Here is a 12158-nt window from a genome sequence, read left to right on the forward strand (position 1 = left end):
AACATGGCTTATGCGATGGCAATCTCGCGCCCCGGCGGGCGCGACCAGTTCCACAAGATCGAGATCGAGGTCCCCAAGCCGGGCCCCGGCGAAGTCACTTTAAGACATACCGCTATCGGATTGAATTTCATCGATGTTTACTTCCGCACCGGGCTCTATCCGTGGCCCGTGGAGAGTGATCTGATCACCGGCGGTGAAGCGGCTGGCGTCATCGAGGCGGTTGGCGATGGCGTCGATCTGAAGGTCGGCCAACGCGTGGCCTACACGCAGCCCAACGGCGCTTATGCGAGCCACCGGGTGATGGCCGCGAAAAACGTTGTGCCGATCCCTGACGATATTTCCGATGCGGTCGCGGCGGCGGTGATGCTCAAAGGTCTGACCGTGCATTACCTGATCCATCACTCATATCCCGTAAAGTCCGGTGACACCGTGCTTTTCCATGCGGCTGCCGGTGGCGTCGGCTCGATTGCGGGGCAATGGCTGAAGGCCAAAGGCGTGCGCGCGATCGGCACGGCTGGCGGGCCAGAGAAATGCGCGCGTGCGCTCGAGCACGGCTATGACGCGGTGATCGATTACCGGTCCGAGGATTTCGGCGCGGAGGTCAAACGGCTCACCGATGGCGCGGGCGTCGCAGCGGTCTATGACTCGGTCGGCGCGGATACGGTGATGACGTCGCTCGATGTGCTCAAGCGGTTCGGCACGCTGGTGTGCTTCGGACAGAGCTCCGGACCGGCGGATCAGTTCAAGATCGGTGATCTGGCACGCAACTCGCTGTTCCTGACGCGTCCGACCTTGTTCCAGCACACGGATCAACCGGGCTGGTTGCGCAACTCCGCCGCAGAACTCTTTGAGATGATTGGGAAAGGCGAGATCAAGATCGACGTGCCACAGACGTTTTCTTTGGAGGATGTCGCCGCTGCCCATGAGGCTCTGGAGGGCCGGAAAACGGTCGGGAGCACGGTTTTGACCCCATAATGGACGCCAAATCGCACTAATAATTTACATAATACCGATTATCGGTATAACGCTGGTATAAAAACGGGGGGCGATTTCAGCCCCCCGACTTTGTTTTCGGCTGGATTTACCGCCTGACGGGATCAGGTGATGACGTCGGGCTTCACGCGCCCCGTGCGTTCACGGATGTCCACCAGCGCCTCTGTCGCCCGGATGATCGGCGAAAGCGCCTCTTGCGGATCATGGTCTAGCCCATCCGGTCCCGGCGCATAGCGCTCGAGATACACGCGCAGCGTCGCCCCCTCGGTGCCCGTGCCCGACAGCCGCAGCACGACGCGCGAGCCGCCTTCGAACAGAATACGGAAGCCCTGACCTTCCGCGATGGAGCCATCGACCGGGTCGGTATAGGAAAACTCGTCTGAGCTTTCGACGACAAGCCCTTCGACCTGCGTCCCTTTCAGCTCTCCAAGGCGGCTGCGCAGATCGTCCAGCATCGCCTCTGCCTGCTCGGTCGGCAGCGCCTCGTAATCGTGGCGCGAATAGTAATTGCGGCCGTAGCGCGCGAAATGATCGGCCATGATCTCGGCCACCGACATCTTGCGCACGGCTAGGATGTTGAGCCACATCAGCACTGCCCAGAGCCCGTCCTTCTCGCGCACATGGTCGGAGCCCGTGCCGAAACTTTCCTCGCCACAGAGCGACACGCGCCCCGCATCCATCAGATTGCCGAAGAACTTCCAGCCCGTCGGCGTCTCGTAGCAATCGAGGCCAAGCGCCTCGGCCACCCGATCCGCCGCCGCAGAGGTCGGCATCGAGCGCGCGACGCCCTTCAACCCGTCCTTGTAGCCCGGCACGAGATGCGCATTTGCGGCCAGCACAGCGAGGCTGTCCGACGGCGAGACATAGGTGCCCGCGCCCAGGATCATGTTCCGGTCGCCATCGCCATCCGAGGCCGCGCCGAAATCCGGGGCATTTTCGCCCATCATCTCGTCCATCAGCTCATGCGCCCAGGTCGGGTTCGGATCGGGATGCATGCCGCCGAAATCCGGCAGCGGCGTGCCATGCGTGACGGTCCCTGCGGGTGCGCCAAGGCGGTTCTCGAAGATCTCAACCGCGTAAGGTCCGGTGATGGCGCACATCGAGTCCATCCGCATCCGGAAGCCCGCTTTAAAGACGTCCCGCAACGTGTTGAAATCAAATATCGTTTCCATCAGGTCGGCATAGGCGGTAACCGGGTCGACGACTTCGACGGTCATCTCTCCGAGCGGCGTCTCGCCGAGGCTGTCCAGATCGGGATCTGCTGCATCCAGCAGATGATATTCGCTGAGCTCCTGCGTGCGCTTGTGGATCGCCGAGGTGATCGACTCCGGCGCAGGCCCGCCATTCGCGGAGTTGTATTTGACGCCGAAATCTTCCTCCGGGCCGCCCGGATTGTGGCTGGCCGAGAGGATGATCCCCCCATCCGCCTGGCGCTGCCGGATCAGGTTCGACGCGGCGGGCGTGGAGAGCCACGCACCCTGCCCCACGATCACCCGCGCAGCCCCGTTGGCGGCCGCCATTTTCAGGATCGTGCTTGCCGCTTCCCGTCCGAAATAACGCCCGTCACCGCCAAGAACCAAGGTCTTGCCGCGCAGGCCGCCGATCGCGTCGAAGGTCGATTGCACGAAATTCTCGAGGTAGCTCGGCTGCATGAAAACGCGGGTTTTCTTGCGCAGCCCCGAGGTGCCGGGTTTCTGGCCGTCGATGGGCTGGGTCGCGTGGCGGGTCATGATTTCTCCTGCACTGTGGCGCGGGTAAAGACTTGAACGGATTGTGCGGCAAGGCAAGCCTCGGGGCCGTCGATTTGTTCCGCGTCCCCTCCGGGTGAGGCAGAATCGAGCGTGCGAGTCCATCTTCCGGGCGGCAACGTGATGTGCCGTTCGGGCCCTGCGTTGAGGATCACATAGACGGCTTCGCTGCCTGCCTCGCCGGCCGGACCTTCGGCAGCGCCGCGGATTTCGACGCCGATGCAGCGCAGCTCGGGGTCGTTCCAATCATGCGGCTCGGGTTCCTCGCCAGAGGCAAGCCGCCAGATCAGGTCGCGCATCCCGTCCTGATTGCGGATCAGCGAATGCAGATAGCGGTTTTGTCTCAGGACGCGGTGATCTTTTCGTGTCTTTATCAGATGCTTGACGAAGGTTTTTAAAGTATCGTCGGGCGCGCTCCAATCGACCCAGCCGATCTCGTTATCCTGCGCATAGGCGTTGTTGTTGCCGCCCTGCGAATTGCCGATCTCGTCGCCCGCCAGCAGCATTGGCACGCCCTGGCTCATCATCAGCGTCGCAAGCAGCGCGCGTTTGCGCAGGGCCTGCGCCTCGACGCTCTCCAGCGCCTCCGAGAAATTCGCGTCGTGGCCGTCGCGGTTTTCCTCGCCATTCGCGAGGTTCTGTTTTTCACCATAGGAAACAAGGTCTTGCAGCGTGAAGCCGTCATGGGCGGTGATGAAATTCACCGAAGCCGTCGCGGGCCGCCCCTTCTGGTCGAAGATTTCCGCCGAGCCTGCCACGCGCCGCGCCAGATCGCCCGCCATGCCCCGGTCGCCGCGCCAGAACCGCCGCGCATCGTCGCGGAAACGGTCGTTCCATTCAGTGAACGGATGCGGGAAGCCGCCGAGATAGTAGCCGCCCGGCCCGATATCCCAAGGCTCGGCGATCAACTTCACGGTCCGCAGCACCGGATCCTGCTCGAGCGCGGCGAGGAACTGCGCATGCGCCTCGACGGCCCCCGAGGTGCCGCGCGCCAGTGTCGCGGCCAGATCGAAGCGGAAGCCATCGACGCCCATCTCCTCGACCCAATGGCGCAGGCAATCCATCACGAGCCGCAGACAGAGCGGGTTCGACAGGTCCAGCGTATTGCCGGTCCCGGTCTCGTCGATATAGGCGCCCTCGGGCGTCAGGCGGTAATAGTTCGCATTGTCGATCCCGCGCAGGCTGAGCATCGGCCCGATCGAGTTGCCCTCGCCCGTGTGGTTGTAGACGACGTCGAGGATCACCTCGATCCCGGCCTTGTGGAACCTCCGCACCATCTCGCGAAATTCGCCGCGCGGATCGGCACCGGAATAACGCGGTTCAGGCGCGAAATTGGCGATGGGCTGATAGCCCCAGTAGTTGCTCAGCCCCTTCTCGACGAGGAAGCGATCGTCGAGATAGGCGCAGCTCGGCAGCAGTTCGATTGCGGTGATCCCGAGATCGGTGAGATGCGACAGGATCGGATCGGAGGCGAGCCCCGCCCAGGTGCCGCGCAAGGCTTCGGGCACGTCCGGATGGGTCATCGTGAGCCCCTTGGGATGGGCCTCGTAGATCACCGTCTCGGACCAGCTATGTTGCGGGCGATCCCATTCGGGCCGCGCGATCTCGGCCACGACGGATTTCGGCGTGACGCTTGCACTATTGCGCCGGTCGGGCTTGGATTTCCCATATTGCATAGGGGCTTGCCAGCTGATCTGCGATTCGATCTCGCGCGCATAGGGGTCGATCAGAAGCTTCGCCGGGTTGAACCGATGCCCCGCTTCGGGTGCCCAGGGCCCATGCACCCGGTAGCCATAACGCGCGCCCGGCTTGAGCCCTGCGACAAAGCCGTGCCATGTCGGCCCGGTGCGCCCCGGCAGGTCGATCCGCTGCTCGCCAGACTTGGTGAACAGGCACAGCTCCACCCGCTCGGCATGGGCCGAGGCCAGCGCGAAGTTCACGCCGCCCTCGCAGGGCGTGGCGCCCAGCGGGTCCGGTTTGCCGGGGCTTATCTTCATCGCGCGAGAAGCGCGTCGTAAAGCGCGGCGTAGCGTGCGGCCGATCCGTCCCAGCCCCAATCGGTCTTCATCGCCCGGCGCTGCATCGCGGCCCAGCCCTTGCGATCGGCATAGAGCGCGATCAGCTTCATCAGCGCCTGCCGCAACGCGAGATCGTCGACGGGATGGAAGACGATCCCGGTCGATGCGCCTGCGGCCTCGGTCGCGGGCGTCGCGCCCACCACCGTATCGGCGAGGCCGCCCACGGCGGAGACCACCGGCAGGCAGCCATAGCGCAGCCCGTAGAGCTGGGTCAGTCCGCAGGGCTCGAAGCGCGACGGCACCAGCACCGCGTCGCCGCCTGCATACATCCGGTGGCTCAGCGCCTCGTCATAGCCGATCTTCACGCCGACCCGGCCGGGGTGGCGCGCGGCAAGGTCGCGCATCGCGTCTTCCGCCCAGCCGTCGCCCGATCCCAGCACCGCAAGACCGCCGCCCGACTCGAGATAGGGCCCAAGCGCCGGAGCGAGCAAATCGATCCCCTTCTGCGGCGTCAGGCGCGAGATCAGGATCGCAAGCGGTCCCGGCACATCGAGATCAAACTCGGCCTCCAAGGCTTTGCGGTTCTTCGATTTTCCGCCAAATTTGGCCGTGGAGAAAGAGGCTACTTCCGGATCGGTCTCGGGGTTCCAGACATCCAGATCGATCCCGTTGAGAATACCGTGCAGATCGCCCGCGCGCGCCTGAATGACACCTTCCAGCCCCATGCCGAACTCGCCGCGCATCAACTCGTCTGCATAGCGCGGACTGACCGTGGTGATCGCGCTCGCCGCGACCAGCCCGGCTTTCAGCGTTGAGATGTCGCCCCAGAATTCCACACCCTCGCGGGTGAAATCCCAGGTCTGCAGTCCAAGCGCCGCCAGCTTGTCGCGGCCGAACCGGCCCTGAAATGCGATATTGTGGATGGTCATCACCGTCGGAATGCCGGTGCCGCGCAGATACCACGGCACGAGCCCGGTCTGCCAATCGTGGCAATGCACCAGATCGGGCTGCCATTTGCCTGCACCCTCGCGCGCGATCTCGGCGGCGACGAAACTGAAGGCTGCGAAGCGTTCCGCATTGTCGGGATAGTCGCGCCCGTCTTGCGAATATGGGCCCCCGTCTCGGTCGAACAGGTGGTCGGCCTGCAGCGCCAGCACCTCCATGCCGCCCGCCTTGCCCAGCACCAGCCGCGCCGGGCCGCCATAGAGGCTCTCGCTTTCCCATACCGGTTTCGGAGATTTCAGCTTTTTCAGAATCCCGCGATAGGCCGGGATCATCACCCGCATCTCCCAGCCCTGCCCTTTGAGGGCGGCGGGCAAGGCGCCTGCCACATCGGCCAGACCGCCCGTCTTGATCAGCGGAACCGCTTCTGACGCAACCGAGAGCACGCGTTTCATATCTTCGCTCTTTCCAAATATCCCGGGGCGCGGGGCAGCGCCCCGCTCTCTGCCCCCGTTAGTCCAATGCCGCCGCGCGTTTGTCGAGCATCGTCTGCGTGATCAGCACGACGCCGCCTTCAGACCGGCGGAACCACTTCTCGTCCTCCTCCGGGTCTTCGCCCACAACGAGCCCTTCGGGAATATGCACGCCGCGGTCGATTACGCATTGGCTCAGCCGCGCATGGCGTCCGATATCGACGTAAGGCAGCACCACGGCCTCCTCCAGGCTCGCGAAACTATGCGCGCGCACGCCGGTATAGAGCAGCGAATTGCGCACCTCCGCGCCCGAGACGATGCAGTCGCCCGAGACCAGCGAGGAGATTGCCGAGCCGCGTCTGCCATCCTCGTCATGGATGAATTTCGCGGGCGGCACGATCTCGGCATAGGTCCAGATCGGCCATTCGGTGTCGTAGAGGTCCAGCTTTGGTGTGAAATCGGTCAGGTCGATATTGGCCTGCCAGAAGGCATCCACCGTGCCCACATCGCGCCAGTAAGGTTCGGTCTCGAGCCCCGTCGTCACGCAGCTATCCGAGAACTTATGCGCCATCGCCTTGCCGTGTTTGACGATCTGCGGGATCAGGTCATGGCCGAAATCATGGCTCGAATTCGGGTCTTCCATGTCCCGGATCAGAAGCTCGCGCAGGAATTGCCAGTCGAAGACATAGATCCCCATCGAGGCCAGCGCGTGCTCGGGATCGCCGGGCATCCCGGGCGGATCGGCGGGCTTTTCGAGGAAATCGGTGATCTGTCCGGTCTTGTCGATCGCCATCACGCCAAAGGCGGTCGCCTCCATCCGCGGCACGGTCAGACAGCCGATCGTGACATCGGCCTTGGTGTCGACATGCTGGCGCAGCATCACCTCGTAATCCATCTTGTAGATGTGGTCGCCAGCAAGGATGATGACGTATTTGACGCCGTAATCTTCAATGATATCAATGTTCTGCGCCACCGCGTCGGCGGTGCCTGCATACCAGCGGCTATCGGCCACGCGTTGGCTCGCGGGCAGGATGTCGAGATATTCGTTCCGTTCCGCGCGGAAGAAATCCCAGCCGCGCTGGATGTGGCGGATCAGCGAATGGGCCTTGTATTGTGTGGCGATCGCCATCTTGCGGATGCCGGAATTGAGCGCGTTCGACAGGGCGAAATCGATGATCCGGGTCTTGCCGCCGAAATAGACGGCGGGTTTCGCGCGCCGGTCGGTCAGTTCCTTGAGGCGGCTCCCCCGGCCGCCCGCCAGAACGAAGGCCATGGCCTGCGCGCTCAGGCGCGTGTTGGGCTGTGGTTTCATATTCCTCCCCCTCCTCTGGGCATCGCTTATGCGGGCGTGAACATCACGACCGAGAGCGGCGGCAAATACACCTCCGCGCTATGGGCGCAGCGGCCCTGCGCGTGATCTTCGGCGCGGATCGCACCGAGATTGCCGCGGTTCTCGCCGCCGTAGAAACCGGAATCCGTGTTGAGTATCTCGCACCATTCGCCGTCCAGCGGCAGGCCGATGCGGTAGCTGTGCTCGACCGGGGTCAGGTTCGCGACCACCACGACCGGATCGGACCCGGGCGCGCGGCGCTCGAAGATGAAGACCGAGGCCTCGGAGTCGTCGGCGGCGATCCATTCGAACCCGTCCGGCTCGCAATCGCCCCAATGCAGCGCGGGCGTCTCGCGATAGAGCCGGTTGAGGTCGCGCACCAGCGCGCGCAGCCCGTCATGCCGCGGATCGTCGAGCAGATACCAGTCCAGCTCGCGCTCGTGGCTCCATTCCGACCACTGGCCGAATTCCTGCCCCATGAAGAGAAGTTTCTTGCCCGGATGCGCCCATTGGAACGCGTAGAAGGCGCGCAGATTGGCATATTTCTCGGGGTCGTTGCCGGGCATCTTGCCCAGCATCGAGCCCTTGCCGTGCACGACCTCGTCATGGCTGATCGGCAGGATGAAATTCTCGCTGTAAATGTATGAGCTCGCGAAGGTTAGCTCGTTATGGTGGAACTTGCGATAGAGCGGATCGCGCGCGAAATAGCGCAAGGAGTCGTTCATCCAGCCCATGTTCCACTTGTAGCCGAAGCCCAACCCGTCCTCATGCACGGGGCGCGTGACACCGGGATAGGCGGTGCTTTCCTCCGCCACCGTCATGATGCCTTCCGCGCCGCCATAGGAGGCCGCGTTCATGTTCTGCAGAAACTCGATCGCCTCAAGGTTCTCGCGCCCGCCATATTTGTTGGGCACCCATTCGCCCGCGGCCCGCGAATAGTCGCGGTAGAGCATCGAGGCTACCGCATCCACGCGCAGCCCGTCGAGGTGATATTCCTCCAGCCAGAACAGCGCATTGGCCAGCAGGTAGTTGGACACTTCCCGTCGCCCGTAATTGTAGATCAGCGTGTTCCAGTCCTGATGGAAACCCTCTTTCGGGTCGGCATGCTCATAAAGCGCCGTGCCGTCGAAATGTCTCAGTCCGTGATCGTCGGTCGGGAAATGCCCCGGCACCCAGTCGAGGATCACACCGAGGCCCCGCCGGTGCGCCGCATCCACGAATTCCGCGAATTCCTCGGGGCGGCCGTGGCGGATCGTCGGCGCATAAAGCCCGATCGGCTGATAGCCCCAGGAGCCGTCGAACGGATGCTCGGTAATGGGAAGCAGCTCGATATGGGTGAAGCCCATGTCGCAGACGTAATCGACCAGTTTCTCGGCCAGTTCGTGGTAAGAAAGCGGTCTGCCCCCCTCGTCCCAGATCCGCATCCAGGAGCCCAGATGCACCTCGTAGACCGAGATCGGCGCGTGGCGTTCCTGCGCCTCGGCGCGCGTCTGACACCACGCACTGTCGCCAAAGCGATGCCGCCCGAGCTTGCGCACGACCGAGGCCTGCGCGGGCGGGTGCTCTGCGCCGAAACCGACCGGATCGGCCTTCAGCGGCAGCACCGTGCCCTCCGCGTCGAGCAGCTCGTATTTGTAGAGCGCGCCTGCATGGATGCCGGGAACGAAAATCTCCCACACGCCGGACGCGCCGATCCGGCGCATCTGGTGACGGCGGCCGTCCCAGAAATTGAAATCGCCCACGACCGAGACGCGGCGCGCATTGGGCGCCCAGACCGCGAAATGCACGCCTTCGACGTCCTGATGGGTGATCACATGGGCGCCGAGCTTCTCCCAGAGCCGCGTATGCGTCCCCTCCCCGATCAGATATTCGTCGATCGCGCCCAACACCGGCGCGAAGCCGTAAGGGTCGTCGAAATCCCATGTCGTCTGATCGTGCCGCGCGCGCAGACGGTAGGTTTCCTCGCCCCATTTGCCGATGAAGATCCCCGGCACGACGGGCTCCAGCGCGACCTCTGTCTTGCCAAGCGCCCAGACCTCTTCTGCGCCGGGCACAAGCGCCACGATTTCCCCGTCATGCAGACCCAGCACGGAAAACGGATCGGGATGTTGCGCGTGGATAAGCGCTTCGGCCTCGTCGCGGGAAAGTGTCATAGCGCTCCTTGGTTCACAGGGCCGATTGAGTGGTCCAGATCTCGTCCATGTAGCCTTTGATCGCCCGGTCGGAGGAGAAGAACCCCATCCGCGCGGTGTTCAAAACAGCCATCTTCGCCCAGCCTGCGCGATCGGCGAAGGCCGTGTCCACCTCTTTCTGGGCCGCCGCGTAGGCCTCGAAATCGGAAGCGACGAGGAAATAATCGCTATGCCACATATTATGAACAAGATCGTGATAGCGTTCTGGTTCCTCAGGAGAAAACCGTCCCTCGGCGATCATCTGCAGCACGTCCTGCAAAGGCTGGCTTGCGAGGATGGCGTGGCGCGCATGTTCGGGATCGCGGCGGCGCTCCATCACCTCGTCGGCGGTCATGCCGAAGAGGAAGAAGTTCTCCGCGCCCACCTGTTCACGAATTTCCACATTCGCGCCATCGAGCGTGCCGATGGTCAGCGCCCCGTTCAGCGCGAACTTCATGTTGCCAGTGCCGGAGGCTTCCTTGCCGGCGGTGGAAATTTGCTCTGACAGGTCCGCCGCCGGGATCAGCCGCTCGGCCATGGAGACGTTGTAATTCGGCGGATAGACGATCTTGAGACGTCCATCGACGTAGGGGTCGTTATTGACCACCTCGGCCACGTCATTGATCAGCCGGATGATCTGCTTGGCCGTGTGATAGCCCGGCGCCGCCTTGCCGCCGAAGATCTTCACGCGCGGCTGGAACTCGGCCTGCGGGTTCTCGCGGATCGCGTGCCATTCGGCGATGGTCTGCAGGATGTTCAGAAGCTGTCGTTTGTATTCGTGGATGCGTTTCACCTGAATGTCGAAGATCGCATCGGGGTCGAGGGTGATCCCTTGGGTGTCACGCACCCAATCCGCCAGATGCACCTTGTTGCGCCGTTTCGCGGCCATGAAAGCGTCGCGGAAGCTCGCATCCTCGGCGTAAGCCTCCAGCCCGCGCAGCTTGTCGAGATCGGCCTCCCAGCCATCGCCGATCGTATCGATGATCAGATGAGACAGCTCGCCATTGGCCATGCGCAGCCAGCGGCGCGGCGTGATCCCGTTGGTCTGGTTGATTATACGCCCGGGATGGAGACGATCCAGTTCCGGGAACAGGCTGCGCTTGATCAGCTCGGTATGGAGCGCAGAGACCCCGTTCACCTTATGCGAGGTGATGAAGGCCAGCTCGCCCATCCGCACTTCCTGATGCTTCACGATGCCGACGTAATGCGCGCGTTTGGGGAATTTGCGGCGGTGCCAGCTGTCGATCTTCTCGATGATCTGCATATGGCGCGGCAGCACGGTGCCCATCAGATAGGTCGCCCAACGTTCGAGCGCCTCGGGGAGCAGTGTGTGGTTCGTGTAGCCCAGACATTGCATCGTGATCTCGAGCGCGGCGTCGAACTCCATGTCATGCAGATCGGTGAGGATGCGGATCAACTCCGGCCCCGCGATCGCCGGATGCGTATCGTTCATCTGGATCGCGACGAACTCCGGCAGCTCCTCGATCGTGTGCCCGGCGGCCAGATGGCGGCGCATGATGTCCTGCAGCGCGGCGGAGGTCAGGAAATACTCCTGTTTGAGGCGCAATTCCTTGCCCGCATAGGTCGTGTCATCGGGATAGAGCACGCGGGATAGCGTGCGGGCCAGCGCCTCGGGTTCGGCCGCGGCGGCGTAATCGCCATGATTGAACCGCGCGAGGTCGAACTGCTCGGTGGGCTTGGCCGACCACAGCCGCAGCGTGTTCGCCCATTTGCCCTCCCAGCCGATGATCGGCATGTCATAGGCCTCGGCCAGAACGGTCTCGCCCGGCACCCAATGCGGCTTGCCGTCCACGGTCTCGACCTGACCCTTGAAGCCGATCTCATAGGCCGCTTCGGGCCGCTCGAATTCCCACGGGTGGCGCTGCTTGAGCCAATCCTCCGGCGTCTCGACCTGACGCCCGCCCTCGAAGCGCTGCTTGAAGAGACCGTGTTCATAGCGGATGCCGTAGCCATATCCGGGGCAGCCCAGCGTCGCCATGCTCTCCATGTAGCACGCGGCCAACCGCCCTAGCCCGCCATTGCCGAGCGCCGCGTCGGGTTCGTTCTCGACCACAGCCTCCCAGTCCTGTCCAAGCGCCTCCATCGCCTCGCGGCAGGTGGCGCGCAGCCCGAGGTTGATCGCCGCATCCTCGAGCATCCGCCCGATCAGGAATTCCATCGAGAGGTAATAGACCCGCTTGCGTCCCTCTTCCCATGTCCGCCGGGTCGCTGCGAACCACGGTGCCACGACCCGGTCACGGATCGCGAGAGACAGCGCCATGCGCCAGTCATAGACCGAGGCGTGATCGGGATCCTTGCCCATCGAAAAAGTGATGTGGTGCAGAATTTCTTCGCGAACTGTCTCGGCACTGGGCAATTGGGTGTCTTTCAAGGGGGAGGTCTCCGGAACGCGTCAGATAGCAATTGATTGATGTGCCGCCCCCTGCTCAAGGTCAAGCGAAGGCGCAGAAACGGCCTGAGCG

7 protein-coding genes are annotated in these 12158 nt (G+C 63.3%); 1 reads left to right on the top strand and 6 read right to left on the bottom strand.

All coding sequences use genetic code 11. From position 1 onward, the window contains the following. The first annotated feature begins 3 nt into the window (after nucleotides 1–3). Entirely contained in the window at nucleotides 4–975 is a 972-nt protein-coding gene (locus BMI86_RS09335; protein WP_078540942.1) for a quinone oxidoreductase, read from the top strand. Between the two features lie 122 nt (nucleotides 976–1097). On the opposite strand, the gene BMI86_RS09340 is transcribed toward BMI86_RS09335, so the two are convergent. The 6 genes from BMI86_RS09340 to BMI86_RS09365 are packed head-to-tail and all read right to left on the bottom strand — an operon-like array spanning nucleotide 1098 to nucleotide 12067. Next, the gene (locus BMI86_RS09340) at nucleotides 1098–2723 is read right to left on the bottom strand and encodes an alpha-D-glucose phosphate-specific phosphoglucomutase (protein ID WP_078540944.1); all 1626 of its coding nucleotides are present in this window, start codon (nucleotides 2721–2723) and stop codon (nucleotides 1098–1100) included. Continuing rightward, complete coding sequence (gene glgX / locus BMI86_RS09345) at nucleotides 2720–4738, bottom strand: glycogen debranching protein GlgX (protein ID WP_078540946.1); 2019 nt, start codon at nucleotides 4736–4738, stop codon at nucleotides 2720–2722. The genes BMI86_RS09340 and glgX overlap by 4 nt, the downstream gene beginning before the upstream one ends. Continuing rightward, nucleotides 4735–6156: a glycogen synthase GlgA gene (glgA, locus tag BMI86_RS09350; protein ID WP_078540948.1), complete on the bottom strand. Its 1422-nt coding sequence runs from the start codon at nucleotides 6154–6156 to the stop codon at nucleotides 4735–4737. The genes glgX and glgA overlap by 4 nt, the downstream gene beginning before the upstream one ends. Nucleotides 6157–6214: 58 nt before the next feature. Next, complete coding sequence (glgC, locus tag BMI86_RS09355) at nucleotides 6215–7486, bottom strand: glucose-1-phosphate adenylyltransferase (RefSeq protein ID WP_078540950.1); 1272 nt, start codon at nucleotides 7484–7486, stop codon at nucleotides 6215–6217. Between the two features lie 26 nt (nucleotides 7487–7512). Continuing rightward, nucleotides 7513–9657 (bottom strand): 1,4-alpha-glucan branching protein GlgB, encoded by a 2145-nt coding sequence (glgB, locus tag BMI86_RS09360; RefSeq protein ID WP_078540952.1) that lies wholly within the window; start codon nucleotides 9655–9657, stop codon nucleotides 7513–7515. Between the two features lie 13 nt (nucleotides 9658–9670). Then, a complete protein-coding gene (locus tag BMI86_RS09365) occupies nucleotides 9671–12067 on the bottom strand; it encodes a glycogen/starch/alpha-glucan phosphorylase (protein ID WP_078540956.1) in 2397 nt (798 codons plus the stop codon). Nucleotides 12068–12158 lie beyond the last annotated feature (91 nt).

The organism is Thioclava sp. DLFJ5-1 (assembly GCF_002020115.1).
GTDB lineage: Bacteria > Pseudomonadota > Alphaproteobacteria > Rhodobacterales > Rhodobacteraceae > Thioclava > Thioclava sediminum.

What these genes read in the sequence shown, in the direction of transcription:
- BMI86_RS09335 (WP_078540942.1), top strand. Translation starts at nt 4, where the DNA reads ATGGCTTATGCGATGGCAATCTCGCGCCCCGGCGGGCGCGACCAGTTC.
- BMI86_RS09340 (WP_078540944.1), bottom strand. Translation starts at nt 2,723, where the DNA reads ATGACCCGCCACGCGACCCAGCCCATCGACGGCCAGAAACCCGGCACC.
- glgX (WP_078540946.1), bottom strand. Translation starts at nt 4,738, where the DNA reads ATGAAGATAAGCCCCGGCAAACCGGACCCGCTGGGCGCCACGCCCTGC.
- glgA (WP_078540948.1), bottom strand. Translation starts at nt 6,156, where the DNA reads ATGAAACGCGTGCTCTCGGTTGCGTCAGAAGCGGTTCCGCTGATCAAG.
- glgC (WP_078540950.1), bottom strand. Translation starts at nt 7,486, where the DNA reads ATGAAACCACAGCCCAACACGCGCCTGAGCGCGCAGGCCATGGCCTTC.
- glgB (WP_078540952.1), bottom strand. Translation starts at nt 9,657, where the DNA reads ATGACACTTTCCCGCGACGAGGCCGAAGCGCTTATCCACGCGCAACAT.